Source organism: Leifsonia sp. CL147, assembly GCF_900114565.1.
GTDB lineage: Bacteria > Actinomycetota > Actinomycetes > Actinomycetales > Microbacteriaceae > Leifsonia.
In genome coordinates this window covers 256,345-281,313 of sequence record NZ_FOTM01000001.1, presented here as the reverse complement: position 1 = coordinate 281,313, position 24,969 = coordinate 256,345, and the positions used below count along the sequence as shown (strand labels likewise).

Sequence of the window (24,969 nt, the reverse complement as noted above, 5' to 3'; positions counted from 1 at the left end):
GGCCGGCTACTCGGCCGCGTTGCCTGCTGCGGGCGCTCCTGCGGATGCGCCCGCGGATGCTCCCGTGACGGACGCGTTCGACACCCGCACCATCTCGTCCCGGGGGACGACCTTGACGCGGGCCCGGCCGCGTTCGGCTCCGAGCGCCTGCTCGTGGGTGTCGAGGTTGTGCCAGCCGTCCAACGTCGTGTACTCCACACCGCGCTCGCGGAGCAGGTTCTCCACAGATTCCTCGTCGGGGTCTGCAGGAGCCCACCAGTTTCCTTGATCGTTGATGACATGTTTGATCGTTTCCATGGCATCCGACTTGGTGTGACCGATGAGTCCGACCGGGCCCCGCTTGATCCACCCGGTCGCGTACACGCCGTACATGCGCTCGTTGTCGCCCTTGCGCAGCACCTGGCCCTCGTGATTCGGAATCACGCCGTGCTTGCGGTCGAACGGTATGCCCGGCAGCGGGGAGCCGAAATAGCCGACCGCGCGATAGATCGCGTCGATCTCCAGCTCGCGGATCTCGCCGGTTCCGCGGACGCCGCCGGCGCCATCGGACGCCGTCCGTTCGTAGCGGAAGGCGCGGACGTTCCCGTTCTCGTCGCCGACCACCTCCAGCGGCTTGGCGAAGAAGTGGAAGTGCAGCCGGCGGGAGGCCTTCCCGACCTCGCGCTGACGCCACTGCTGCAGCACCCTGTCGATCACCATCACCTGCTTGTTGCTGGCGACGGCGGCCTTCGACTGCTCGTCGTAGTCGAAGTCCTCGTCGTGGAGGATCATGTCGACGTCACGCAGTTCGCCCAGCTCGCGCAGCTCCAGCGGTGTGAACTTCACCTGCGCAGGTCCGCGCCGGCCGAAGACGTGCACGTCGGTGACCGGCGAGCTCTTCAGGCCGTCGTAGACGTTGTCGGGGATCTCGGTCGGAAGGAGGTCGTCGGCGTGCTTGGCGAGCATGCGCGAGATGTCGAGCGCGACGTTGCCGTTGCCGATCACGGCGACCGACTTCGCTTCGAGCGGCCACGTCCGCGGGACATCCGGATGCCCGTCGAACCAGCTCACGAACTCGGCGGCGCCGTGCGAGCCCCTGAGCTCGACACCGGGGATCTCGAGGTCGGCGTCGCGGACGGCTCCCGTTGCGAAGATGACGGCGTTGTAGTGGCGCTTGAGATCGTCGAGGGTGATGTCGCGGCCGTACTCGACATTCCCGAAGATGCGGATGTCACCGCGGTCGAGAACCTCACGGAGGGCCGTCACGATACCCTTGATCCGCGGATGGTCGGGGGCGACTCCGTAGCGCACGAGCCCGTACGGAGCCGGCAGCTGCTCGAACAGGTCGATCGAGACGTCGAAGCCGCGCTCCGCCTTCAGCAGGATGTCGGCGGCGTAGATCCCCGCCGGCCCGGCGCCGACGATGGCCAGTCGCAGTTTGGTCATTCGTTGATTCCTTCTGGGATTCCGTTCCGCTCAGCTGGAGCGGTCGACGATCGTGTCCGCGAAGCGGATCAGAGCCTTCTTCACCGGACCGTCGGGCAATGGCGCGAGCGCCTCCACCGCCTCGCGCGCCCAGCGGTGCGCCTCTTCCAGCGTCTGACGGGTCACATCGTGGTCCCGGAGCGCGGCGATCGCCTCCATGGCGGCCGGCGTCACCTCTCCATCCTCGGCCGAGCCCATGACATCCGCTTCGAGGCGCTCGAGCAAGGCGGCGGCCTCCGGGTCGGTCGCCGCGCGCTCGCGCAGGCGCAGGACAGGCAGCGTCGCGACGCCCGCCCGCAAATCGTTGCCGGGTGTCTTGCCGGTCTCGGCCACGCCCTCCGACGACAGGTCGATGACGTCGTCGATGAGCTGGAAGGCGACCCCGATCTTCTCGCCGAACACGACGACCGGCTCCTCGTACTCCTTCGGCGCACCCGAGAAGACGACGCCCATCTGAGCCGCGACGGCGATCAGGGATCCGGTCTTGTCCTCGAGCACCCGGATGTAGTGCTCGACCGGATCGTCGCCCTCCTGCGGGCCGATGGTCTCGTGCAGCTGGCCGAGGCAGAGCCGCTCGAAGGTGTCGGCCTGCATCTGGATGGCGCGCTCGCCGAGCGCGGAGACCAGCTTGCTCGCCCGGGCGAACAGCAGGTCGCCGGTGAGGACGGCCACCGAATTGCCCCAGACGAACTGCGCACTCGGGACCCCCCGGCGCATCTGCGAGTCGTCCATGACGTCATCGTGGTACAGCGATGCCAGGTGGGTGATCTCGACCGCCTCGGCGGCCTGGAGCACATCGGAGTTGGTGCCGCCGCCCAGCTGCGCCGTCAGCAGGGTGAGCATCGGGCGGACACGCTTGCCACCGGCCTCCAACAGGTAGCGAGCGGTGACGTCGGCCAAGTTGTCCGCGAACCGCATCTCGCGGTGCAGGCCCTCCTCGACCTTGGCGAGCCCCGCATCCACTGCGTTGGCGAGCTCGCGATCGTCCCCCCGAAGGAGGATCCGCTCCGTGAAGCCCAGTTGGCCGGTCAGCGAGGGACGGCGCACAGCAGGGACGCTTCGTGGCACTACTCCCCCTCGGGTCGGGCGGGTTCGGTGTCCGCGGGTTCGGTGTCCGCGGGTTCGGTGTCCGCGGCCGCCGGCTTGCGCTTCGGTGCCGTGGATCTGCGCTTCGCGGCCGGCGCGGGAGTCACCGCGGGACGCTCGGGTTTGAAGCCACGATGCAGGGCCACGATCCCGGCGGTCAGGTTCCGGAAGGCGACCTGCTCGAACCCTCCCTCGCGCATCCACTGGGCCAGAGCAGGCTGGTTCGGCCACGCCTGGATGGACTCCATGAGGTACTCGTAGGCGGCGGGGTTCGAGCTCGCGAGCCGCGCGAGCACGGGCATCCCGAACCTGAGGTAAGCGGCGTAACCGGCGCGGATCGCAGCGAGAGGAGGTTGCGAGAACTCGCACACGACCACCCGGCCGCCCGGCTTGACCACCCGGAAGAACTCGGCGAGGGCCTTCTTCGGGTCGATGATGTTCCGCAGCCCGAAGGAGATGGTCACCGCGTCGAACCGGTCGTCCTCGAACGGCAGGGCCATCGCATCCGCCTGCACGAACCGGATGAAGGGATTACCGGCTTGGCGGCGGCGGCCGACGTCGATCATCCCCTCCGAGAAGTCGGCAGCGACGACGGACGCGCCATTGCGTGCCAGCGATGCGCTCGAGGTGCCCGTCCCGGCGGCGACGTCGAGGATCGTCTCGCCCGCCCGGGGCCTCACGGCCCGCGTCGTCGCAATGCGCCAGAGGGCCGCGTTGCCGACGGACAGGACGGCATTGGTCCGGTCGTAGCGTGTCGACACCTGATCGAACATGGCGGCGACCTGGTCGGGCTGCTTGCTGAGGTCGGCCTTACTCACCCCACCAGCTTAGGCTGCGGCGTCCCCCGGTGCATTCAGAGCCGGAACCGCTGTTCCTGTGTCCTCCGCCCAGGCAGGGTGCCGTCGCCCGGGCAGGACTACGATGGGCGCCCCGGGACTCGCCAGCGGCGGCGGCCGACGGGACGAGGAGGCGGCTGTGGCCCACGACACGTACTGGGAAGCGGATCCCGGCGATCTGCTGCGCGTCGGTCCGGGCTTCAGCCTCGCCGAGCAGCCGACCGACGGCACGCCGGGGTTCCGTGGGGGCAAGCGCGAAGGGCGCTCGGCGCTCTCCGACGGCGCCAAGCTCCTCGCCGACCTGCAGGAACAGCTGTACGCCGGCGGCCGGCAGGGAGACCCGAGATCCGTGCTGCTCGTACTCCAGGCGATGGACACGGCGGGCAAAGGGGGCATCGTCAGCCACGTGATCGGGTCCATGGGCCCGGGTGGCGTGCACTACGCCGCATTCGAGAAGCCCACACCCAAGGAGCTCGCGCACGACTTCCTCTGGCGGATCTGGCGGCAGCTGCCCGCGGCCGGCCAGGTGGGCGTGTTCGACCGATCCCACTACGAGGATGTGCTGGTCGGCCGCGTCCGTCACCTCGCGCCGCCCGACGAAATCGAGCGGAGGTACGGGGCCATCGACTCGTTCGAGGGGGAGCTCTCCCGGTCGGGGACCACCGTGGTGAAGGTCATGCTGCATCTGGGCCGGGACGAGCAGCGGAAGCGGCTGGCGTCCCGGCTGGAGAACCGCGACAAGCTGTGGAAATTCAACCCCGGCGACGTCGACGACCGGCTCCTCTGGGACGACTACGCGGAGGCGTATCAGATCATCCTCGACCGCACGAGCACCAAGGACGCACCCTGGTTCGTCGTGCCGGCGGACCACAAGTGGTACGCGCGCGTCGCCGTCCAGCAGATCCTGATCGACGCCCTGCAGCGACTCGACCTGGACTGGCCGGTCCCCGAATACGACGTGGAGGAGCAGAAGCGCCGCCTGGCGCGATCCTGACCGTTCGTCAGCCGAAGGCCTCGACGATCGGGCGGAACTTCATCGTGGTCTCGGCCAGCTCGCGGTCGGGATCCGAGTCGGCGACGATGCCTGCGCCCGCGTAGGCGGTCAGGTCGCCGTCCGGTGCGACCTGCGCGCAGCGCAGCGCGATGGCCCACTCGCCATCGCCGTCCCCGCCGACCCAGCCGACGGGTCCGGCGTACCGGCCGCGGTCGAACGGCTCCAGTTCGCGGATGAGATGGAGCGCTTCCCGTCGGGGCGTCCCGGCCACCGCAGCCGTCGGGTGGAGGGCGGCCGCCAGGTCGAGCGAGCTCGATCCGTCGCTCAGCATCCCTGCGATGTCGGTCGCGAGGTGCCACAGGTTCGGCAGCTTCAGGGTGAACGGTTCGTCGCTGGCGGCGAGGTCTGCGCTGTGCGGGCGCAGCGCATCCATCACACTCGTGACGGCGAAGCGGTGCTCGCCCTGGTCCTTGGTGCTCTCCGCGAGTGCGGTGGCGGCCGCCTGATCGCTCGCGGCATCCGACCCGCGGGAGCTCGTCCCTGCGAGCACGCGAGCCGTGACGGTGCCGTGGTGGACGCGGACCAGCGTCTCCGGAGACGACCCCACCAGCCCGTCGACGGCGAACGTCCAGCAGTCGGGGTAGCCGAGCGCGAGCTCCACCAGGGCGCGCCGAAGGTCCGACTCCAGCGGGAGGTGGCCACGCAGATCCCGCGCCAGGACGACTTTCGAGAGATCCTCCTCCCGGATGTGCTCGACCGCTGCGGCGACCGCCGACCGGTACGCATCCGCGCCGAGCTCGCCGGGCAGCAGCGCCAGCCGGTACTCGTCGCCGAGGGGGGTGGGATGGGGCGTCACGGAGTGCGCGGGCTCTCCGGCCCGGCGGATGCGCGTGATCCAGCTCCGGCCGCCACGCCGTCCCAGGACCAGCTCAGGGACGATGAGCGTGCTGGTCGCCGTGCTCTCGTCGTCGAACGCGAAGGTCCCGAAGGCCACCAGGCCCGTGCCGGGCGTGTGCACGGCATCCTCGACGACGGCTGCTGCGGCGGTCTCGCGCCACGCGGCGGACGCCTGCTGGATGCGGTCGGGCCCGGTGAAGTCGAGGCGCAGCGCCTGGCCGATCCCGGCCATCCCGTCGCCCTTGCGCAGCCACAGCAGCGGCGCGCGCGCGTCGAGGAAGGGGATGAGCCGGCGGAGGTCGTCGAGCGGTGCGGTCTCGACCTCGAGGACCGCCACGCCCGTCTCACGTCGAGCGGTCGGGGCTGATCTCACCGGCCCAGCCTACGCCCGCCTCGCTGTGCGCCCGGTGGGCGCAGGACGCCGGACCACTCCACGTCGGCGAACAGCACAGGGCCTGCCTACCCGACACTCTGTACTTCAACGACAAAACCGGTCCAGCTGGATATAACATTCATCTATGCCCGTCCCCGTGACCGAAGCCTCCAGCCCCCGGCGGCTCATTCGTGACGAAGTCTTCCTCCGCCTCCTCGACGCGATCGTCGACGGAGACCTGCTTCCCGGCGAGCAGCTCTACGACGCCGAGATCGAACGGTGGGTCGGCGTCTCGCGCACCCCGGTCCGCGAAGCGCTCAACCAGCTCGCGGCGATGGGGCTGGTCGAGATCCTCCCGCAGCGACGCACCCGCGTCACGCCGATCGAACCGTCCCGGCTCCGCGAGCTCATCGTCACGGTCGGGGTGCTCATCTCCGGGATCGTGCGCGACACCACGCCTCTGCTCACCGAGGCCGATCGGGATGCGCTGCGCGCCATCCTCGAGGACGCCGACAGGTCCTCCATCGGCACCGGCCTCTCGAGCGACGGCTTCCTGGGCGTCTTCATCCGGCGTCTGGACAACGCGACCATCGCCCGTCTGCTCAAGCGCCACCTGCCCGAGGTGCTCCGCGCACTGAACGCCGCACCGTCTCAGACGGCGCACGAGAAGGCCCGGCCTCCGCTGAAGGCGCTCGTCGACGCCGCCGTGGCGGGCAAGGCGGACAAGGCGGCTCGCGCCGCCGCCGACATCTTCGACAAGGCGCTCGTCACCATCGCGGACGAGTTCGCCGCATCCCGCAAGGAGCTCCGCTGATGCCATTGCCCGTGAGTGACACCGCCCCCGTCGAGCGCCGGCTGCTGCGCGACGTCGTGTACAGCCGCCTGTACGACGGAATCCTCGACGGCACGCTGGAGCCCGGAGAGACGCTCCTCGACGAGAAGCTGACGGCCTGGCTCGGCGTCTCGCGCACGCCCATCCGCGAGGCCCTGATGAAGCTCGCCGACATCGGGCTCGTCGAGATGGCCCCGAACCGCTACACCCGGGTCGCGCCGATCGACCTCAAAGCGATCGACGAGGCCATCTACACCACCGGCCTCCTGCACGAGCATGCCGCGCGCACGATCGTCCCGGGCGTCGACAATGCGACCGTCGCTCGCCTCGACAAGGCGCAGAAGGACGTCAAGAAGGCCGCGAAGGCGCGAGACATCCCTGGCCTCGGGCACGCGTTCAACGACTTCTTCCTCGAACTGGAGCGAGCCGGCGACAACTCTGTCCTGGTAACGGTGAGCGAGGGGCTCAGCCCCCAGCTGCTGCGGTACATCTCCGTCTGGCAGACGCCCTTCGGCGTCGAGGATCTCGCGGCGGCGCTCGCAGGAATCCTTGCCGCCGTCAAGGACCGCGACGGCGCGAAGGCGGGCGACCTGGTCCGTGAGCTGTACGCGGGAACGCTGACGCAGTTCCTCGAGGACTACCGTCGCCGCGACTCCGAGATCGCCGGGAGCCCCGTCTTCTGACGCAGGATCCGGGCGGTCAGACCTCGTAGTCGACGGCCGTGCGCGCGGACACGACCGAGCGGATGAACGCCGCCACCTCACGGTGGGCGGGGTGCTCCTGATACACCTGGATGTCGTCCAGGGTCTCGAAATCGCTGATCAGGACGACATCGAAGTTGTCGCCCGGCGCGACGTTGACTCCCACCTGCAGGGACCGCAGCTGCGGGATCACGGCGGGCAGCGACTCCAAGCCGCGCTTGATGCCGGCGGCGTGCTGAGCACGCTCCGTCTCGTCCGTGGTCGCGAGCTTCCACGAGACGACGTGGCGGATGGTCATCGGTCCTCCAGAATGGCGGTGCGCAGGCGGATGGGATCGACGCGCCAATACGTGTGGACGCGGCCGTCCACCAGGACGACGGGTATCTCCTCCACGTACTTCTCGTGAAGATCGGGCTCCTGCAGGATGTCCCGCTCATCCACCGTCACCGCGGGCGCGTCTGCGGGCAGCTCGGCGATCACCGAGCGGATGATCTCCCGGGCGTCATCGCACAGGTGACAGCCCGGCTTGCCGATGAGGGTGAGCGAGACGGTGGGCACCCCTCCACTCTAAAGCGGAGCGGATGGTGCACGAACTCCTGCAGAGACAAGACAAGCGCCGGACCGAGTGGACCGACGCTTGAGCGGTAGACCGGGGTCTACTTCTTGTTGCGGCGCTGGTGGCGCGTCTTGCGAAGCAGCTTGCGGTGCTTCTTCTTCGCCATACGCTTGCGACGCTTCTTGATAACGGAACCCACGTGGACCTCACAAAGAATCAGGGGTATGCCGCGGGGCGCGCGGCGACACGAGGTGTCAGTCTACCCGACGTCACGCCGAGTCCGCGACGCCGCCCTCTTCGAGGGTGACCGCCTGCAGCATGTGCTCGACCGCGGACTCCGGGACGCGGAACGACCGGCCGAAGCGGATGGCGGGCAGCTCGCCCGAATGGACGAGGCGATACACGGTCATGCGGGAGACGCGCATCATGCCGGCCACCTCGGCGACCGTCAGAAAGCGCACGTCCTTCAGATCGTGAGCCATCGTCACCTCCTCTTCCCGGTCATCGTACTCGGGACGGTCAGTCCTTGCGCCACTTCTTCGGGGTCACGCGCTCGGTCGCCGAGGAGACGCGGTGGCGGGTGTCGGCCAGGACCTTGCCGACGGTGCTCGCGAACTCGCGGGTCTCCTCCGCGATGCGGACGCTGATGGCCACATCCTCATCGGATGCCGTGAAGGGAATGACCCAGTCCTCGACAGCCTCCAGCGGCTGGGGGTCGAGGCGGTAGTAGCGGTGCTGGCCCTCTTCGCGAACGGACACCAGACCCGCCTCGCGCAGCACTTTCAGGTGCTTGGAGACGGTCGGCTGGCTCAATTCCAGACTCGCCACGATCTCGGACACGGATATCTCGCCGACGGAATGCGTCACCTCCGTGTTGCGGTCCAGGAGCACGCGGAGGATCTCGCGCCGCGTTGGATCGGCGATCACGTCGAAGATGTCGGCCATGTCCCCAGGCTAGCCATTCCCCCGGCGCAGTACCATGTCGGGAGCCCGGCCGAGACAGGAAGACGACGGGGAGGACGAGCAATGAGCGCCACCCGCGCTGTCCGCGGCCAGGCGATCTCGCCGGTCGCCCGCCTCCGCGCGGGGATCGACGACTTCGCCGCACGCAGCCCCTCACGGTTCGCGATCCTGGTCTTCGCGATGCTGATCCTGGTCTTCACGCTGCTGTTCTCGCTGCCCATCTCCTCCGCGAACGGACGATGGACACCGCTCGCCGACTCCCTGTTCACCGCCGTCTCGGTCATCTGCGTGACGGGATTGGCGACGGTCGATATGGCGACGCACTGGTCCCTCTTCGGCCACCTGCTCGTCTACCTCGGGGTTCAGGTCGGCGCGGTGGGCGTCCTGACCATGGCATCCATCCTCGGCCTCGTCATCTCGCGGAAGCTCGGGCTGCGCGCCAAACTCCTGGCGGCGGGCGACAGCAACCCCCTCCGGATGCACGCCGGCCCGGTGGCGGAAGGGCAGGCGGTCCGCCTCGGCGAGGTCGGAAAACTCCTGACGACGGTGGCGATCAGTCTGGTGGTCATCGAGGCCGCGGTCGCCCTGCTCCTGTTTCCGAGGATGCTGATCGCGGGGATCGATGTCGGCACGGCCGCGTGGGAATCGGCGTACTACTCCGCCATGGCGTTCACCAACACCGGATTCGCGCCGAACGCCGAGGGCATCCAGGCGTTCGCGACGGACTACTGGTTCCTCGGGGCGCTCATGGTCGGCGTGCTCCTCGGCGCCATCGGGTTCCCCGTCATCTTCGCGATCGCGACCAACCTCCGGAAGAAGCGCCGACGGTGGTCCATCCACGTCAAGCTGACCGTGCTGACGTCCCTGATCCTGCTGGTCGCTGGCGCGGTGCTGTACATCGTGCTCGAGTACGACAATCCGAGGACGTTCGGGCATCTCGACGCGGGTCACACGATCTTCCAGTCGTTCTTCCTGTCGACGATGGCGCGTTCGGGTGGCTTCGCCACCATTCCGATCGACCACCTCAACGGGTCGAGCCTGCTCGTCACGGACATGCTGATGTTCATCGGCGGCGGGTCGGCATCTACTGCCGGCGGCATCAAGGTGACGACGCTGGCTGTCCTGTTCCTGGCCGCATTCGCGGAAGCCAAGGGAGTGGATGCGATGGATGCGTTCCGCCGGCGCATCCCGATCGATGTGCTGCGACTGTCCGTCGCGGTCGCGCTGTGGGGCGCGACGATCGTCGCCGTGTCGAGCATCCTCATCCTGCAGATCACCCGGGCGCCGCTCGACCACGTGCTGTTCGACGTCATCTCGGCGTTCGCCACGTGCGGCCTCTCGACCGGCCTGACCGAGCGGCTCCCCGACGCCGGCGTCTACGTGATGGCCGCGACGATGTTCTGCGGCCGCGTTGGTACAGTGACTCTCGCCGCGGCGCTGGCGCAGAGCCAGCGGCGGCAGCTGTACCAGAACCCGGAGGAGAGGCCGCTCGTTGGTTGACCGGATCAGACACAACGCGCCGGTCCTCGTCATCGGCCTGGGACGCTTCGGCGCGGCGACAGCCGGACAGCTCGACCGTCTCGGTCGCGAAGTGCTCGCCATCGACACCGACTCCGCGCTGGTGCAGAAGTGGGCCGACCGGGTGACGCACGCGGTGCAGGCGGACGCCCGGTCCATCGAGACGTTGCGCCAGATCGGGGCGGAGGACTTCGCCATCGGCGTTGTCGCCGTCGGATCGTCGATCGAGGCGAGCGTGCTGATCACGGCGAACCTCGTCGATCTGAAGGTGCCGCAGATCTGGGCGAAGGCGATCTCGAAGTCGCACGGCAAGATCCTCGAGCGGATCGGTGCCAACCACGTCATCTACCCCGAGGCCGAGGCGGGTGAGCGCGCGGCGCACCTGGTGTCCGGCCGGATGCTGGACTTCATCCAGTTCGACGACGACTTCGCCCTCGTCAAGCTGTACCCGCCGAAGCCCATCCGCGGACTGCCTCTCGGCGAATCCGGCGTCCGCTCGAAGTACAACATCACGGTCGTCGGTGTGAAGAGCCCGGGCAAGCCGTTCACCCATGCGACGCCGGACACCGTCGTCTCCGACCACGACCTCGTCATCGTCTCCGGCACCTCCGGCGACATCGAGCGCTTCGCCGCCCTCGACGCCTGACCCGCCCGCCCGCCGCTCCCGCCGCACGCGCCCCACCGTCGAGTCCGCATAGATTGCACGCTACGGCGGCGTGTCCTGTGCAGTCTTTGCGGACTCGACGGTGGGGCTGTGGATAACGGGGCGGAGGGTGCGCAGCCAGGGTTGGCTGGGGGGATGGACGAGAACGGGACCCGGACACGTGAACTGCTCAGAGACGGCGTGCCGTGGCGCGCGGTCTTCGGGACGAGATTCCACCGTCCCTTCTACGGCATGCGCACCGAAACGCCGCCCGAGAGCCATCTCGCGCGCTGCCGCGCGGCCTCGGTCGTGCTGCCCCGGGATGCGCTCTTCAGCCATCGATCAGCTGCCGTCATCCACGGGATGCCCCTGCCCCGCTGGGCGGAACCGACCGACGTGGAGGTCGCCGTGTTCGAGCCCTGCCGGCCGCCCCGGCTGCGCGGCGTCCTCTCCCACCAGCTCACGCCGGACGACCACCGGTGGACGTTCGTCGAAGGCTTGCGCGTCATTGCGGCACAGGATGCGTGGGCTCAGCTCAGTTCGCGGCTGCCGCTCGCCGACCTGGTCGCGATCGGCGACTATCTCATCACCGGTGACGAGCCGTATTCGGGCACACCCCCGCCGCTGGCACGGGACGACCTCGAGGCGGCGGTGCGGCGTCATGGCCGGCGCCGTGGAGTACGAACACTGCGCCTCGCCCTCGATCGGATCCGGTACGGCTCCCTCTCACCGCAAGAGTCCCGCCTCCGGATCGCTTTGGAGGACGCCGGGCTCCCCACGCCGGAGCTGAACCACGTGATCCGGTCCGATGACGGTGAACGGATCGAAGCCATGATCGATCTCGCCTATCCCGACGCTCACGTCGCAGTCGAGTACCTCGGGGATCACCACCGCGTCGATCAGACCGTCTTCCGCAACGACATCCACCGGCGCGAGCGGCTCGTCGACCTCGGCTGGGACGTGATCTTCGTCACCGCGGCGGATCCCTTCGACGTGGTGGCGTTGCGCGTCCGCAGAGCTCTCCACCGATCGACTACACGATGACTTCACGAAATTCGGCTCAAAGCGTCAAGTCTTTGCGTACTCGACGGTGGGGCGCAAGCGCGGGAGGGGGAGGGGGGCGCGCGGGGGGTCAGCCGGCGGCGAGGGCTCGGGCGCGGGCGAGGGCGGCGTCGGTCGCGCGGGCGAAGAGGGCGGGGAGGTCCGCCTCGGCGAGGACGGCGATGGCCCGCTCGGTCGTTCCGTTGGGGCTGGTGACGCGGCGGCGGAGCTCGGCGGGCTCCTCGCCCGAGGAGACCAGCAGCTCGGCCGCGCCGAGGAAGGTCCCGTTGACGAGGGTGGCCGCCTGAGCGGGCGTGAACCCCTTCTGAACCGCGGCCTCGGTCAGCGCTTCAATGAGGAGGAACACGTAGGCGGGGCCCGAGCCGGAGATGGTGCTCAGCGCATCCAACTGGGACTCGGGCACCTCGACCACCTCGCCGACGGTCTCGAACAGGGTGCGCACGAGGGACAGGTCCTCGGGTTCGGTGCGCGAGCCCGCGCTGACGCCGGTCACGGCCTTGCCCACCACGGCGGGCGTGTTGGGCATCGCCCGGACGACCGATATCGAGTCGGGCAGCAAAGACTCCATGGTTGCGGCGGTCACCCCCGCCGCCACGCTGACGACGACCGTCCCTGGCGCGAGCGAGTCGCTGATCTCGGCGAGCAGGTCGCGAACCATCGCGGGCTTCACCGCCACGAGCACGACCTGCGCGCCCTCGACGGCGAGCCGGTTCGCATCAGCCCGGGTCTCGGTCGCATACGCCGTGACGCCGGGTGCGCCCGCGAGCGTTGCGGCGCGCGCCGCCGACCGATTGGTCACCCGGATACCGGCGACCTGGACGCCCGGCGCAAGCAGCCCGCTCAGGATGGCGCGCCCCATCGATCCGGCGCCCAGCATGGCGATCGTGGGAAGGGTCACGTTCTGCGCGTCGTCCATTCCGCCATCCTAGGATGAGGTGCATGAGCGCATCGGGCGGAAGCAAGGCGATCGTCGCGGCCTTGGCAGCCAACCTCGGGATCGCCCTCACCAAGTTCATCGCGTGGGCGTTCTCGGGCTCGTCGTCCATGCTCGCTGAGGGCGTGCACTCCCTGGCCGATTCGGGGAATCAGCTGCTCCTGCTGCTCGGCGGCCGGAAGTCGCGGCGCGCGCCGGACCAGGAGCACCCGTTCGGCTACGGCCGCGAGCGCTACGTCTACGCCTTCGTCGTGTCCATCATCCTGTTCTCGGTCGGCGGGGTCTTCTCGATCTACGAGGGGATCGAGAAGCTCGCACACCCGCACCCGCTGGAGAACGCGTGGCTGCCCATCCTGGTGCTGCTGATCGCGATCGGCCTCGAGTCGTTCTCGCTCCGCACTGCGGTCCGCGAGTCCCGGCCGCACAAGCAGAGCCTCTCGTGGCCGCAGTTCATCCGCAGGGCGAAGGCGCCCGAGCTGCCCGTCGTGCTGCTCGAGGATGTTGCTGCGCTCACCGGCTTGGTGTTCGCCCTGCTCGGCGTGGGCCTCACGATCATCACGGGCAACGGCGTCTGGGACGGGATCGGGACGCTGCTGATCGGCGCCCTGCTGGTCGCCGTCGCCGTCGTGCTGGGCGTCGAGACGAAGAGCCTCCTGGTGGGCGAGGGCGCGAGCGAGGTGGATGTGACGGCCATCGAGCGGGCGGTGACCTCCGGCCCCGAGGTGGAGCGCATCATCCACATGAAGACCCTGTACCTCGGACCGGACGAGTTGATGGTCGCCGCCAAGCTGGCCTTCTCCGGCGAGCATCGGCTGGCGGACGTCGCGGCCGCGATCGACACCGTCGAGCGGCGGATCCGGGATGCGGTCCCCGCAGCCAGGGTCATCTACATCGAGCCCGACGTGTGGATCGACCCGAACGTGCAGTCACCGGCGACCGACACCATCGTCATCAAGGGTCTCGAGTGACCCGCACGGCCCTCGTCCTGCAGCACGACCCGAGCATCCACCTGGGCAACATCGGCCCGGTGCTCGTCGAGCACGGCTATGAGCTGCGCATCGTGGACACGTCGTCCGAGGACCTCTCGGCGATCGGCCCCGCAGAGGCCGACCTGGTCGTGGTGCTGGGCGGCGAGATGGGCGCGTACCAGACGGACGAGTTCCCCTTCCTCGCGGCCGAGAGGGAGCTGCTGCGCGCCCGGCTGGACGCGGAGCGACCTACGCTCGGGGTCTGCCTCGGCGCCCAGCTCATGGCCGGATCCCTCGGCGAGCGCGTCTACCGCGGCGACACCACCCAGATCGGTTACCGGCGCGTAGAGACGACGGAGGCGGGCGCGGCGTCGCCCATCCGGCACTTCGAGGGCGTCCCGGTCATGGAGTGGCACGGCGACACCTTCGAGCTGCCCGAGCGGGCGACGCTGCTGGCGTCGTCGAACGAGTACTCGAACGAGGCGTTCGCCATCGGCGACTTCGCCCTGGCGGTGCAGTTCCATCCCGAAGTCACCGACGAGATGCACGAGGCCTGGGTCGCCGCGGGCACGGACCCGTCGGGCGGCGGCCAATTGGATGAGCTCGCCATCGACCCGGAGGCGCTGAGGCGCGACCGGGAGCTCTATTCGGCCCGGATGCAGGAGGCGTCGCGCGCGGCCTTCTCGGAGTGGCTCAACGGGCTCGACGCCTGAGCGACGAACGCCGCGTCGTCACCGCTTCGCGCGGAAGAAGTCCAGCAGCACCTCGCCGCACTCCTCCGCCAGCACGCCGGGGAACACCTCGACCCGGTGGTTGAGCCGCCGGTCGCGCAGCACGTCGTACACGGAGCCGCCGGCCCCCGCCTTCTCGTCCCAGGCGCCGAACACCACGGTCGGGATCCGCGCAGCGAGCACCGCGCCGGCGCACATCACGCAGGGCTCCAGCGTCACGACGAGGGTGCATCCCTCCAAGTGCCAGTCGTCGCGGCTCGCGGCGGCCTCCCGCAGCGCCAGCACCTCGGCGTGCGCCGTCGGGTCGTGCCGCAGCTCGCGCTCGTTGCGGCCGGTGCCGATCACGTCGCCGAGCCCGTCGACCACCAGCGCCGCGACGGGGACGTCACCGGTGCCGAACGCGAGCCGCGCATCGGCGAGCGCGCGGCGCATCCACTGCTCGTAGGCGGCGGGTACGGCCAGGCTCATGGCGGTCCTCCTGGGCTGGGGTGCCGGGGATGTTCGGCTAGCCTGAGCCTATGCGAGTGCACGTTGCGGACCACCCCCTCATCACCCACAAGCTGACGGTGCTTCGCGACGTGAGGACGCCGTCTCCGGTGTTCCGGCAGCTCACCGAGGAGCTCGTCACGCTGCTCGCCTACGAGGCGACGCGCGGTGTCCGGGTCAAGCCGGTCGAGATCCAGACGCCGGTCACGACGACGACCGGCGTCGCGCTCAGCGAACCGCGCCCGCTCGTCGTCCCGATCCTCCGCGCCGGCCTCGGCATGCTCGAGGGGATGGTGCGGCTGATGCCCACCGCCGAGGTCGGTTTCCTCGGGATGGTGCGCAACGAGGAGACGCTCGAGCCGACCACGTACGCCGAGCGGCTGCCGATGGACCTCTCCGACCGGCAGTGCTTCGTCCTCGACCCGATGCTGGCCACCGGCGGCTCGCTGGGCGCAGCCATCGAGTTCCTCTTCCACCGCAACGCCGTGGATGTGACGGCCATCTGCCTGCTCGCAGCGCCCGAGGGTCTCGCGGCCCTCGAGAAAGCGACCGAGGGCCGGAATGTCACCATCGTCCTCGGTGCGCTGGACGAGCGGCTGAACGAGAACGGCTACATCGTCCCGGGCCTCGGCGACGCCGGAGACCGCCTCTACGGAACTGTGTAACCGCCCGCAATTCTGCGTAATGATTTGACACGCCGAGTCACTGTCCGTTTTACTGTGACGCATGACTGACAACTCGCGTACCCTGACCTCCTTCGAGGCCCTTGGGAATGCTGGCATGATGATGGCCAGCCGCGACTCCGTCATGTGTTGCCGAATGTGTCGCTGATCTGACGACCCTTCGCCGAGCAGCCGCCCTCCGACGCCATCGCGTCGTGACCGGGCACTCGCTCCCCGGGAGCGCCACACTCACGCTTCCGTGCACCCGGCCCGTTCTGTAGGGCCACAACACGACACTCCCCGCACAATCCCGTCCCTCTGCCGTACCCGCGGAGGCCCACGTACCGGGATGCGGACCATCATCACTAAGGACTCGATTCCCATGTCTCTGGCCACCATCGACACCCCCTTCGCCCGCACCTCCGCCGTCTCGCCCGTCAGCCCCATCCGTCCCGCCGCGGAGCCCGCTGCCGCCGCGCCCGCTGCTGCCGCCGCGGCCGACCCGGCGCCCCGCATCCGCGCCGTCCCGGAGGGCACGGAAGCCCGTGGCTTCGTCCTCTACGTCGGCATCGACGAGGCGAAAGCGGCCGCTGCCGGCACCGACCTCGGCCGGATCGTGGATGCGCTGAAGCGCCTCACCGCCGAGCTCGCCCCGGCCGCCGAGACGTACGCCGCTGTGGCGCTCGCCCCGGCCGGCGCCGGTGGACGCGACGTGGATGTGGTCCGCCTGGCCCTGCAGGACCCGGCCGCGATCGCCAAGCACCGCCACGCCGCCACCGTCGACGAGGACGACGACCGTGCCGCCTCCGGCGTCGTCGTCGACATCTCGCGCAAGCGGCTCGTGCTCGACAACCAGACCGTGGCGCTCACCTACAAGGAGTTCGAGCTGCTGCAGTACCTGGTGCTGCGCGAGGGCCGCACCATCGAGCGCTCCGAGCTGATCAGCTCGCTGTGGAGCGGCGCCGATGAGGACGAGGTCCCCAACGAGCGCACGATCGACGTGCACGTCCGCCGTCTCCGCTCCAAGCTCGGCCGCTACGAGGACATCGTGCGCACGGTCCGCGGTCTCGGCTACCGCTTCGACCGCCACGCCGACGTCTCCATCCGCTACGCCGGCGCCCCCTCCCCCGACCTCTTCTGACCCCACCTCCCCCGCCTCCCCCGCGCGAGCGCCCCACCGTCGAGTCCACGAAGATTGCACGATTTTCGACGGTACAGCGTGCAATCTGTGCGGACTCGACGGTGGGGCTCGCCCGGGGAGAGCGGGACGGGTCAGGCGGAGCGCTGGTAGACGCGGAAGGCGCTCGTCGCCCAGGCGGCCATGACGACGGCGAGCGCGGCGAGGAGGCCGGCGTGGCCCCAGAGGGAGGCCCAGTCGGGATGCGCGCTGAGCGCCTCCCGTCCGATCACCACCGCCCATTCGAACGGGTTGTAGGCTGCGACGTTCCGCACCCACTCCGGTGAGAGCTTCGTGTTCATGATCGCCGAGCTCAGGAACATGAGCGGGAGCGTGATCAGCTGCGAGATCCCGATCAGCGCCGTCTGATCCCGTGCGAGCAGTGCGACCGCGTTGGAGAGCGAGCAGAACACCGCGGTCAGCAGCACGACGCCGAGCAGCAGGAGCAGCATCCCGCTGAAGCCGCCCTCGAACCGGGCACCGGTCCAGAACGCGATCCCGACCACGATGAGCGACTGCGCCATGGCGAGGATGGACTGGTACACGAGCGTGGACACGATCATCGACGCACGGTTGGTCGGCGAAGTGAGGAGGCGATCCATGACGCCGCGATCCATGTCCTGGATGTACACGGTCCCCGACCACGCGCTCCCGAACAGTGCGAGCATCATCACGACACCCGGCGTCAGGTACTCCAGGTAGCTCCCGCCCGCGCTGAAGCCCGGGATCTCGACGACCGCCTTGAAGAGCTGTCCGAACAACAGCAGCCAGATGATCGGCTGGACCAGGTTCATGACGAGGAAGACCGGCATCCGCCAGGCGGCCCGGAGCAGCCGGCCCGTCAGAAGCGCCGTGTGCGTCACGAAGGTCGGGCCGCCGCGTCGCAGCGACCGGGGTGAGGTGAGGGCTGTGGATGTCATGATGCGTTCTCCAGGACGAGCTCGGCGGACTCCTGCGCCCGCGTGAAGGTGCGGCCGGTGTGCCGCAGGTAAACGTCGTCCAGGCTGGGCCGGGCGACCGTGGCGGAGGCGACGGCGACGCCGGCGGCCTCCAGCGCCGAGAGGGCGAGCGGGAGGGTCGCGGCGCCGCTGTCAGCGCGCGCCCGGAGCGTGCGGCCGTCCCCGCCGACCTCGCGGAGCCCGTCCACCCGCTGGAGCGCGGTGAGCCCGGCGAAGGGATCGGCGTCCCCGGCCAGCTCGACGACGACCGCGTCCCCCCGGAGGTCGTTCTTCAGCTCCTCCGGGGTCCCGCCGGCGACGACGCGGCCGTGGTCGACGATCGCGAGGCGGTCCGCCAGGCGGTCGGCCTCGTCCAGGTAGTGCGTCGTGAGCAGGACCGTGAGGTTCTCGGCGGTGGTCATCCGCTCGAGTTCCAGCCACAGTTCGGCGCGCGCCTCCGGGTCGAGACCCGTCGTGGGCTCGTCGAGGAAGAGCACCTGCGGACGGTGCATCAGGCCGATCGCCACATCGAGCTTGCGGGCCATCCCGCCCGAGTAGGTCTTCACCTGGCGGCCGGCATGCTCGGTCAGTCCGAAGCGTTCGAGCAGCTCGCGTGCGCGCGCCGCCGCATCCCGTCCGGACATGCCGTGCAGCCGCCCGGCGAGCACCAGGTTCTCAACGCCCGTGTCGTTGGGATCGGAGACCGGCTTCTGGGCGACGAAGCCGATGGCCCGGCGGACGCCAGCGGGATGCCGGGTGACATCGATCCCCGCGACGTATGCCGAGCCGGCGTCGGCACGGGCGAGCGTCGACAGGATCTTCATGGTGGTCGACTTGCCTGCTCCGTTGGGGCCGAGCAGGCCGAACACGGTTCCGGTCTCCGCCTCGAATCCGAGGTCGTCGACGGCGCGGACGGAGGGCTTGCCCCTGCCGCCGCTGTAGGTCTTCACAAGATGGTCGGCGACGAGCGCCGGACCGGTTGCGGATGCCATGGTGGCTGTCCTTTCTTTCTTGGTTGGCAGCCACCGGCGCGGGATATCCTTGAAGACAGCCCTCGGTGACTGTTGACGCAGGTTCCTTGACGGAACGACTGAAGGTGTGGATGGCCGGAGAGTTGCCGCTCTCCGGCCATCGTTCTGCGGTGTCAGGATGTGAACAGTGCTGCCGCCTCCTCCCCGAAGTCGCCGGCGGCGATCCGGCCGCTCAGCTCCTCCATGCTCACCCCTTGGCCGAGCAGCCGGTGCAGCTGCTCCCACCAGCCGTAGCCGCCGATCAAGCGGTCGCGGATGCGGGCGGCGAGGTCGGCGACGAAGTCGCGTTCCGCGTCCAGCACGGCGATCCGGTACTGGCTCTCGACCATGAACAGCTCTGGGAGCGCGCGCGCCTCCTCGGCGACGGCCCGCCGCCCGGCCAGCTCGGCGTCGAGACGGTCACGCCGGCTCTCGAGCAGGGCGGCCGCCGTCTCCGGAGGCAGCATCGGGAGCAGCGACAGCCCGGTCTCGATCGCGGGGTACTCCTTGACGGGAATCTCGACCAGCTCGCGCAGCCACTCCTCGGCCTCGGCGCGGCCCGCGTCCGTGATGGCGTAGACGACGCGCTCGGGACGGTTGCCCTCGCGTTCCGTCTGGGCCACCCGGATGAAGCCGTGCTTCTCGAGGGACTTGATGACCGAGTAGAGCGAGCCGAAGTTGAGGCGGATGCTGTCCTCCTTGCCCCGCTCCTTCATCGTCGTGGTCATCTCGTAGGGATACATCGGCCGCTCCCACAGGCACGAGAGCACCGCCAGCGCCAACGGGTTGGCCACCACGTGCTTCGACATCTCGCACCTCCGGAATCGATTACTCGATCCAGAGTATTCGATATCGAGTGGTCGTGTCCAGCCCTGTGGTTCGGAATCTCAGACGGCGACGGCGCGATAGAAGAGCGTCTGCACGGGGGTCGTCGTGGACCCGGGCCCGAACTCGTCCGTCAGCCGGCGTTCCGCCTCCCGCACGAGCGCATCCAGATCCCCTCCGCGCTTTCGCACCTGGTCGGCGACGGGGTTGCCCACGATGAGTCCATCGGCGAACCGCTCCCAGGAGGCCACAGGCGCGTCGTGCGGCACCACATCGATGGTCACCCGGCCGAAGCCGCTCTCCTGCGCCAGATTCCGGAGCGGATCGACCTCGCTCATCCCGAACGGGACGCGGTAGAAGGGCGGCGGATCGTCCGGGAACGTCTCGACCAGCAGCCCGTGGATGACGGCGGCGAAGCGGTTCTTGGCGTGGCTGTCCCAGACGCTGAAGTGAAAGACGCCGCCCCGGGCCAGCACGCGGCGTTGCTCGCGGAAAGCCGCCGGCAGATCGGGCATGAACATGATGCCGAACTGGCAGGCGACCGCGTCGAAGCTGCCGTCGTCGAACGGAAGCGCCTGGGCGTCCGCCGTCCGGATGCGCGTCGCCGGCGGCACCTTCGCACGGGCGAGCTGCAGCATCCCCTCGTTGAGGTCGGTGATGGTCAGCTGCGCGCCCGGGCAGTGCTCCGCGATCGCGGCCGATGATATCCCGGTGCCGGCGGCCGTCTCCAGGATGCGCTGCGGATCCGTCGCCGCGACCGCAGCACCGAGCACCTCGGCGTAGTGACGGAACAGCACCGGCCCCAGGCCGGAGTCGTAGTGCTCCGGGATGGAGTCCCGGAAGGCCGCGGCGTCGTCGTCCACGGTGCTGACGATATACCGGAGCGGCCCTGCTCGGGCAGGGTCCCCGCAGAAGGCGGTGCTTCCAGGCGCTCCCCGGCGGCGCTCCCCGCGGTGCTCCCCGCCTGTGCTCGGCCCGCGGCTACCGGATGACGTCGGGGGCGGCCTCGGCTCGCAGGACGGCATCCACCTCTCGGCGGTCGGGCGGGGATGCGCCGGCGCGCGACACCGTGATGGCTGCCACGGTCGCGGCGAGCGTCCCGATGCCCAGGAGCACCTCTTCGGATGCCGGCCCGGCGAGGAGCGACAGCGTCCCGTGCTCGAGAGCGCCGGCGATCAGCCCGGTCATGAAGCCGTCGCCCGCGCCGATCGTGTCGACGACCGTGGTCGCGGCGGCAGGGATGCTCACCGACGCCTCACGGCTGCGCAGGAGGCTCCCCTCGGCCCCGCGGGTGAGCACCGCGATACGGGCACCGTTGGCGAGGAGCCGATCCAGCACCTCGTCGTCGGATGCGCCGGGATACAGCCAGGCGGAATCCTCGTCGCTCAGCTTCACCAGGTGCGCGCGGCCGCTGTACCAGTCGACGAGCTCGCGCGAGCGTTCGACGTCCGGGATGAGCGCCGGCCGGATGTTCGGGTCGAAGGAGACGAACGTCTCGGCCGGGCGCACATCCACGAGCTGCCGCACCACGGTCGCCCCGGGCTCGCGGAAGGCTCCGATCGAGCCGACGTGAAGAGCCGCCGTCCGGGGGAACTGCAACGGCTCGAGCTCCCAGTCGAAGGCGAACTCGTAGGTCGCTGAGCCGGTCTCATCGATTCGCGCGGTGGCGGTCGAGGTGCGGCAGGCGGACCGCCCTCGGATGACCTGCACAGCGGCTCCGTGGAGGTGCGCCTCGATGGCCCGCCCCCGGTCGTCATCGCCGAACCGGGTGGCGAAGATCGTCGGGAAGCCCAGCCGTCCGAGGCCGTACGCGACGTTCATCGGGCTTCCTCCGGGATGCTCGGAGCGCACCCCGTCCCGGTCCACCACATCGATGAGCGCTTCGCCGACGACGAGCACGCCGGTGAGGACGCCGGCGGCCGCACCGCCCGCTGGGGCCGGCTGGATGCTCATCCGACCGGCTCCAGCCACGTCAGCGTGGATCCGCCTCCCGCCACCAGGGGCTGCAGAGCCTCGTTGAAGCGGTGGCAGTAGTCGGCCTCGACGTGAGCCTGGAAGGCCACGTCGGAGGCGTACTCCTCGTAGACGAAGAAGCGCTCCGGGCGGTCGGCCAGGCGGTGGGCGTCGAAGCGCCGGTTGCCCGGCTCCGCGCGCACCGTCCGGCCGTACTCCTCCACCAGGGCTGTCACGGTGTCCGCATGGCCGGGGAGGGCCTCGAACTCCGCATACAGGAACTTGGAGGTGCTCATTCGCGCTTCGCCCCGGTCATGATGGCCACAGCGTCCGTCATCGAGTGCGACTGCGGCGTGATCGTCGCCGCCTTCTTGCCCAGCCGCTGGATGTGGATCCGGTCGGCGACCTCGAAGACATGCGGCATGTTGTGACTGATCAGGATGACGGGGATGCCGCGCTCGCGCAGGCGCTTGATCAGATCGAGCACCTGGTTCGACTCCCGCACGCCGAGGGCGGCGGTGGGCTCGTCGAGCACGACGACCTTCGAGCCGAAAGCGGCCGCGCGGGCGACGGCGACAGCCTGCCGCTGACCACCGGAGAGGTTCTCGATCGGCACGGCGACATCCTGCAGCGTGGAGATGCCCAGCTCGGTGAGCTCCGCCCGCGCGCGGGCGCGCATGGTCTTGGTGTCGACCATCCGCAGCACGGAGCCCAGGAATCCCGGACGACGCAGCTCGCGGCCGAGGTACATGTTGGCGGCGACGTCGAGCGCCGGCGACACGGCCAGCGACTGGTACACCGTCTCGATGCCGGCCTCGCGCGCATCCTGCGGACGACGGAAGTGGACCCGCTTGCCGTCCAGCTCGATCTCCCCTTCGTCGGGGATCTCGGCTCCGGTGAGGCACTTGATGAGCGTGGTCTTCCCCGCGCCGTTGTCACCGATGATGGCGAGCACCTCGCCCGGGAACAGCTCGAGGCTGACGCCGTCGAGGCCGACGACGTGGCCGTACGTCTTGACGAGGCGGCGGGCCGAGAGGACCGGGGTCCGGGTCTCGGTGGGGGTCACGGAGTCCTGCGTGTCGATGGCGTTCATTTCCGCACCTTTCGGATCCACTGGTCGATGGAGACGGCGACGATCACCAGGACCCCGACGGCGAGGGTCTGGTAGAGGACGTCGAGGCCGGCGAGGGCCAGACCGTTGCGGAACACGCCGACGATCAGAGCACCGAGGAGGGTGCCCCACACGTTGCCGCGACCGCCGAACAGGCTGGTCCCGCCGATCACCACAGCGGTGATGGCGTTCAGGTTGGCGTCGACCGCGGCGTTCGGGCTGGACCCGAAATCGCGGCCGATCTGGATCCACGCGGTGAGAGCGACGACCACACCGGCGGTGATGTACACGCTCAGCAGCACGCGGCTGACGCGGATACCCGTCAGTCGGGCCGCTTCCTTGTCGTCTCCGACGGCGTAGACGTGGCGTCCCCAGGAGGTCCGTCCGAGCGCGAAGGCCGCGATGAGGTAGACCACGATCATGAGGATGACGCCGTAGGTGATGTCCACACCGAAGACGCGGACCGTGAGCCCGGTCCAGGTGAGGATGTCGGGCAACTGGTTGCCCTGCACGGTGGCGCCGTTCGAGATCAACAGCGTCAGGGCCGTGAAGATGCTCAGGGTTCCCAACGTCACGATGAAGGGCGGAAGGTTCAGCCGGGTGACGAGGAGACCGTTGAGGACACCGGTCGCAAGTCCGGCGAGGAGGCCGAGCAGCAGTGCGACGACGGCGGGCATCCCGAGGCTGGCGGCCGCGTTCCCCATCACGATGGAGCTGAGGACCATGGCGGCGCCGACCGACAGGTCGATGCCGGCGGTGAGGATGACGAGGGTCTCCGCGACGCCCAGGGTGCCGATGACGGCCACCTGCTGAGTGATCAGCGAGAGGTTCGTCGGTGCGAGGAAGCGCGGGTTGATCACGCCGAAGACGATGATCGAGATGACCAGCACGATGGCCGGGCTGAGCGCGGGGTACCGGTGGAGGGCCGAGCGGACCCGCATGAGCGGAGTCTGCCGGTTGATGAACTCATCCGCGAGGTTCAGCGACGAGGTGGGAGGCGAGGCGGTTTTCGATTGGGACATGAGTGCTCCTGACGATTCAGCTGGCCTGACGTTCCGGGAGGGCGCCGCATCGGGCGCCCTCCCGCGAGGTCAGTTCGCCCAGCAGGTGGTCCCGCCCTTGGCAGCGTCGACGCTGTCGAGGCCCGAGACCGGGTGGTCGGTGATGAGCGTCGAGCCGGTGTTGAAGAAGTCGAGGCCGTTGCTGGGCTTGGGCTTCTCTCCACCGCGCGCGATCTTGGCGATGGCCTCCATGCCGAGCGACGCCATCTTGGACGGGTACTGCTGAGCCGTGGCGCCCAGGATGCCCTGCTTCACGTAGCCGACACCCGTGCAGCCACCGTCGATGCTGACGATGGTCACGCTGTTCTGCTTGCCCGCCGCCTTCAGCGCCTGGTAGGCACCGTACGCCGCCGGCTCGTTGATGGTGTAGACGACGTTGATGTCCGGGTTCTTGGACAGCAGCGTCTCCATGGCGGTGCGGCCGCCATCCTCAGCGCCCTGCGAGGGCTGGTGGCCGACGATCTGGTACTGACCGCCCTTGCCGCCGGTGTAGGAGCCGCTGGACGCCTCGCCGCCGTTCTTGGACTTGTCACCCACGTCGATGCCCATGCCGTTGAGGAAGCCGTGGTCGCGGTCCACATCGACCGAGACGATCTGGTCGGAGAAGAGGTCGATCATGGCGATCACGGCCTTCTTGCCGCCGAGGGTGTTCGCCATCCACTTGCCGATGGACTGGCCGGCAGCGTAGTTGTCGGTCGCGAACGTGATGTCGACCGTGCTCGCCGGGGTGGGGACGGTGTCGAGTGCGATCACGTAGAGGCCGGCACGGCGCGCCTTCTGGATCTCGTTGTTGACGGCCGATCCGTTCGGCGTGATCAGGATGCCCTTGTCCCCGCGGGAGATGGCGTTCTCGATGGCCTGGATCTGGGAGTCGGTGTCGCCGTCCTTCTTGCCTGCGGCGAGGGTGAGGGTGACGTTGTTCTTCTTGGCGTCCGCCTTCGCAGCCGTCTCCATGGCGACGAAGTACGGGTTGCTGGTGGTCTTCACGATCAGAGAGACGCCGACGTGGTCGTTGCTCCCGCCTGAGCTTCCGCCTGAGCTTCCGGACGAACACGCCGTCAAGGAGAGAGCCAGAGCGGAGGCCGCCGCGAGGGAGGCGATCGCGGCAGTGCGCGAGCGACGTGAGAATCGGGTGGGCATCTTTGCTTCCTTTTCATCGGGGGTGAATGAACACCCTGACAACGGTGT

At 69.2% G+C, this 24,969-nt stretch carries 30 protein-coding genes; 10 read left to right on the top strand and 20 right to left on the bottom strand.

Translation table 11 applies throughout. The features are described from left to right. Positions 1–6: 6 nt before the first annotated feature. The 3 genes from BM287_RS01435 to BM287_RS01425 are packed head-to-tail and all read right to left on the bottom strand — an operon-like array spanning position 7 to position 3,368. Entirely contained in the window at positions 7–1,425 is a 1,419-nt protein-coding gene (locus BM287_RS01435; protein WP_244527812.1) for an FAD-dependent oxidoreductase, read from the bottom strand. A gap of 30 nt (positions 1,426–1,455) precedes the next feature. Continuing rightward, positions 1,456–2,511, bottom strand: a complete 1,056-nt coding sequence (locus BM287_RS01430) for a polyprenyl synthetase family protein (protein WP_090035038.1) — start codon at positions 2,509–2,511, stop codon at positions 1,456–1,458. 20 nt (positions 2,512–2,531) lie between these two features. Beyond that, entirely contained in the window at positions 2,532–3,368 is an 837-nt protein-coding gene (locus tag BM287_RS01425; protein WP_170857379.1) for a class I SAM-dependent methyltransferase, read from the bottom strand. 157 nt (positions 3,369–3,525) lie between these two features. Here BM287_RS01425 and BM287_RS01420 point away from each other — a divergent pair, with 157 nt between their 5' ends. Beyond that, on the top strand, positions 3,526–4,380 hold the full coding sequence (locus BM287_RS01420; protein ID WP_244527811.1) for a PPK2 family polyphosphate kinase: 855 nt from the start codon (positions 3,526–3,528) through the stop codon (positions 4,378–4,380). A 7-nt stretch (positions 4,381–4,387) separates the two neighbouring features. Here the strand turns inward: BM287_RS01420 and BM287_RS01415 are convergent, their stop codons facing one another. Then, positions 4,388–5,650, bottom strand: a complete 1,263-nt coding sequence (locus BM287_RS01415) for an isochorismate synthase (RefSeq protein ID WP_244527810.1) — start codon at positions 5,648–5,650, stop codon at positions 4,388–4,390. 145 nt (positions 5,651–5,795) lie between these two features. Between BM287_RS01415 and BM287_RS01410 the strand changes: the two genes are divergently transcribed. Both BM287_RS01410 and BM287_RS01405 read left to right on the top strand, forming a co-directional pair. Next, positions 5,796–6,464, top strand: a complete 669-nt coding sequence (locus tag BM287_RS01410) for a GntR family transcriptional regulator (protein ID WP_090035047.1) — start codon at positions 5,796–5,798, stop codon at positions 6,462–6,464. Then, a complete protein-coding gene (locus BM287_RS01405; protein ID WP_090035050.1) occupies positions 6,464–7,165 on the top strand; it encodes a GntR family transcriptional regulator in 702 nt (233 codons plus the stop codon). The genes BM287_RS01410 and BM287_RS01405 overlap by 1 nt, the downstream gene beginning before the upstream one ends. Before the next feature lie 16 nt (positions 7,166–7,181). Here the strand turns inward: BM287_RS01405 and BM287_RS01400 are convergent, their stop codons facing one another. The 5 genes from BM287_RS01400 to BM287_RS01380 all read right to left on the bottom strand — a co-directional run bounded on the left by BM287_RS01400 (position 7,182) and on the right by BM287_RS01380 (position 8,684). Further along, on the bottom strand, positions 7,182–7,481 hold the full coding sequence (locus BM287_RS01400) for a Dabb family protein (protein WP_090035053.1): 300 nt from the start codon (positions 7,479–7,481) through the stop codon (positions 7,182–7,184). After that, positions 7,478–7,741: a glutaredoxin family protein gene (locus BM287_RS01395; protein ID WP_090035056.1), complete on the bottom strand. Its 264-nt coding sequence runs from the start codon at positions 7,739–7,741 to the stop codon at positions 7,478–7,480. Before BM287_RS01395 ends, BM287_RS01400 begins: the two co-directional genes overlap by 4 nt. Positions 7,742–7,839: 98 nt before the next feature. Continuing rightward, entirely contained in the window at positions 7,840–7,938 is a 99-nt protein-coding gene (locus tag BM287_RS01390) for a 30S ribosomal protein bS22 (RefSeq protein WP_003792170.1), read from the bottom strand. Between the two features lie 70 nt (positions 7,939–8,008). After that, a complete protein-coding gene (locus BM287_RS01385) occupies positions 8,009–8,221 on the bottom strand; it encodes a helix-turn-helix domain-containing protein (RefSeq protein ID WP_090035058.1) in 213 nt (70 codons plus the stop codon). 37 nt (positions 8,222–8,258) lie between these two features. Further along, positions 8,259–8,684: an ArsR/SmtB family transcription factor gene (locus BM287_RS01380; protein ID WP_090035061.1), complete on the bottom strand. Its 426-nt coding sequence runs from the start codon at positions 8,682–8,684 to the stop codon at positions 8,259–8,261. Between the two features lie 81 nt (positions 8,685–8,765). Here BM287_RS01380 and BM287_RS01375 point away from each other — a divergent pair, with 81 nt between their 5' ends. From BM287_RS01375 to BM287_RS01365, 3 genes are all read left to right on the top strand, one after another. Continuing rightward, complete coding sequence (locus BM287_RS01375; protein WP_090035063.1) at positions 8,766–10,202, top strand: TrkH family potassium uptake protein; 1,437 nt, start codon at positions 8,766–8,768, stop codon at positions 10,200–10,202. Continuing rightward, complete coding sequence (locus BM287_RS01370; RefSeq protein WP_090035066.1) at positions 10,195–10,866, top strand: potassium channel family protein; 672 nt, start codon at positions 10,195–10,197, stop codon at positions 10,864–10,866. The genes BM287_RS01375 and BM287_RS01370 overlap by 8 nt, the downstream gene beginning before the upstream one ends. A 153-nt stretch (positions 10,867–11,019) precedes the next feature. Then, the gene (locus tag BM287_RS01365) at positions 11,020–11,907 is read left to right on the top strand and encodes a hypothetical protein (RefSeq protein ID WP_244527809.1); all 888 of its coding nucleotides are present in this window, start codon (positions 11,020–11,022) and stop codon (positions 11,905–11,907) included. A gap of 88 nt (positions 11,908–11,995) precedes the next feature. Here the strand turns inward: BM287_RS01365 and proC are convergent, their stop codons facing one another. Then, positions 11,996–12,841 (bottom strand): pyrroline-5-carboxylate reductase, encoded by an 846-nt coding sequence (gene proC, locus BM287_RS01360; RefSeq protein WP_090035069.1) that lies wholly within the window; start codon positions 12,839–12,841, stop codon positions 11,996–11,998. 23 nt (positions 12,842–12,864) lie between these two features. On the opposite strand from proC, the gene BM287_RS01355 reads away from it, so the two are divergent. Together BM287_RS01355 and BM287_RS01350 are read left to right on the top strand one after the other, a co-directional pair. Next, positions 12,865–13,827 carry a cation diffusion facilitator family transporter gene (locus BM287_RS01355; protein ID WP_090035070.1) on the top strand — a complete coding sequence of 321 codons (963 nt, stop codon included), beginning with the start codon at positions 12,865–12,867 and terminating at the stop codon, positions 13,825–13,827. Then, positions 13,824–14,540: a glutamine amidotransferase-related protein gene (locus BM287_RS01350; RefSeq protein ID WP_090035071.1), complete on the top strand. Its 717-nt coding sequence runs from the start codon at positions 13,824–13,826 to the stop codon at positions 14,538–14,540. The genes BM287_RS01355 and BM287_RS01350 overlap by 4 nt, the downstream gene beginning before the upstream one ends. An 18-nt stretch (positions 14,541–14,558) precedes the next feature. Here the strand turns inward: BM287_RS01350 and tadA are convergent, their stop codons facing one another. Further along, entirely contained in the window at positions 14,559–15,026 is a 468-nt protein-coding gene (tadA, locus tag BM287_RS01345) for a tRNA adenosine(34) deaminase TadA (protein ID WP_090035073.1), read from the bottom strand. 50 nt (positions 15,027–15,076) lie between these two features. Here tadA and upp point away from each other — a divergent pair, with 50 nt between their 5' ends. After that, on the top strand, positions 15,077–15,709 hold the full coding sequence (gene upp, locus BM287_RS01340; protein WP_090035075.1) for a uracil phosphoribosyltransferase: 633 nt from the start codon (positions 15,077–15,079) through the stop codon (positions 15,707–15,709). A 379-nt stretch (positions 15,710–16,088) separates the two neighbouring features. Next, on the top strand, positions 16,089–16,847 hold the full coding sequence (locus BM287_RS01335) for a winged helix-turn-helix domain-containing protein (RefSeq protein ID WP_090035078.1): 759 nt from the start codon (positions 16,089–16,091) through the stop codon (positions 16,845–16,847). 131 nt (positions 16,848–16,978) lie between these two features. On the opposite strand, the gene BM287_RS01330 is transcribed toward BM287_RS01335, so the two are convergent. The 9 genes from BM287_RS01330 to BM287_RS01290 all read right to left on the bottom strand — a co-directional run bounded on the left by BM287_RS01330 (position 16,979) and on the right by BM287_RS01290 (position 24,921). Beyond that, positions 16,979–17,803, bottom strand: a complete 825-nt coding sequence (locus tag BM287_RS01330) for an ABC transporter permease (protein WP_090035081.1) — start codon at positions 17,801–17,803, stop codon at positions 16,979–16,981. After that, entirely contained in the window at positions 17,800–18,813 is a 1,014-nt protein-coding gene (locus tag BM287_RS01325) for an ABC transporter ATP-binding protein (RefSeq protein WP_090035083.1), read from the bottom strand. Before BM287_RS01325 ends, BM287_RS01330 begins: the two co-directional genes overlap by 4 nt. A gap of 152 nt (positions 18,814–18,965) precedes the next feature. Further along, complete coding sequence (locus BM287_RS01320; protein ID WP_090035086.1) at positions 18,966–19,640, bottom strand: PadR family transcriptional regulator; 675 nt, start codon at positions 19,638–19,640, stop codon at positions 18,966–18,968. Positions 19,641–19,718: 78 nt separating this feature from the next. Next, positions 19,719–20,519: a class I SAM-dependent methyltransferase gene (locus tag BM287_RS01315; protein ID WP_090035089.1), complete on the bottom strand. Its 801-nt coding sequence runs from the start codon at positions 20,517–20,519 to the stop codon at positions 19,719–19,721. Positions 20,520–20,637: 118 nt separating this feature from the next. Further along, positions 20,638–21,609: a carbohydrate kinase family protein gene (locus BM287_RS01310; protein WP_090035092.1), complete on the bottom strand. Its 972-nt coding sequence runs from the start codon at positions 21,607–21,609 to the stop codon at positions 20,638–20,640. After that, positions 21,606–21,905, bottom strand: coding sequence for a putative quinol monooxygenase (locus BM287_RS01305; RefSeq protein ID WP_090035094.1), 300 nt, complete (start codon positions 21,903–21,905; stop codon positions 21,606–21,608). The genes BM287_RS01310 and BM287_RS01305 overlap by 4 nt, the downstream gene beginning before the upstream one ends. Continuing rightward, a complete protein-coding gene (locus BM287_RS01300) occupies positions 21,902–22,702 on the bottom strand; it encodes an ATP-binding cassette domain-containing protein (protein ID WP_090035096.1) in 801 nt (266 codons plus the stop codon). Before BM287_RS01300 ends, BM287_RS01305 begins: the two co-directional genes overlap by 4 nt. After that, on the bottom strand, positions 22,699–23,742 hold the full coding sequence (locus BM287_RS01295; protein WP_090035099.1) for an ABC transporter permease: 1,044 nt from the start codon (positions 23,740–23,742) through the stop codon (positions 22,699–22,701). Before BM287_RS01295 ends, BM287_RS01300 begins: the two co-directional genes overlap by 4 nt. Positions 23,743–23,811: 69 nt before the next feature. Further along, positions 23,812–24,921 carry a substrate-binding domain-containing protein gene (locus tag BM287_RS01290; protein WP_090035102.1) on the bottom strand — a complete coding sequence of 370 codons (1,110 nt, stop codon included), beginning with the start codon at positions 24,919–24,921 and terminating at the stop codon, positions 23,812–23,814. Positions 24,922–24,969: the final 48 nt, after the last annotated feature.